This window comes from Micromonospora sp. BS32, assembly GCF_059089345.1.
Window position 1 is genome coordinate 1 of sequence record NZ_JBSSHR010000101.1, and the last position, 462, is coordinate 462.

Sequence of the window (462 nt, forward strand, 5' to 3'; positions counted from 1 at the left end):
GTCGGTGAGCGGGGCGCCGACGGAGTGCACGGCCTTGACGAAGGCGCCGTCGGTGCCCAGCGCGTCGAGCACCGGGCGGCCCATCCTGGTCATGGTGCGCATCGACACCGCGACGTAGGCGGAGTCGGTGAGCTCCACGCCCATCGCGGACAGCTCCGAGCCGAGCGGGCCCATGCAGAACGGCACCACGTACATGGTCCGGCCGCGCATGGCCCCGCGGAACAGCCCGCCGGCGCCGCTGCCCGGGGCGCCGGTGAAGATCTCCCGCATCTCGGCGGGGGCCTTCCAGTGGTTGGTCGGGCCCGCGTCGGCCTCGTGCCGCGAGCAGATGAACGTCCGGTCCTCGACCCGCGCCACGTCCGTGGGGTCGGACGCGGCGTAGTACGAGTTGGGCCGCAGGGTCGGGTCGAGCCTGGTGAAGGTGCCCTTGGCGACGAGTTCACCGGCGAGGCGGTGGTACTC

1 pseudogene is annotated in these 462 nt (G+C 72.9%); it reads right to left on the reverse strand.

The annotated features are described in order from the left end of the window. Positions 1–462 (reverse strand): annotated as a pseudogene (locus AC5RWQ_RS30445) (phosphoenolpyruvate carboxykinase (GTP)); the annotation flags it as partial.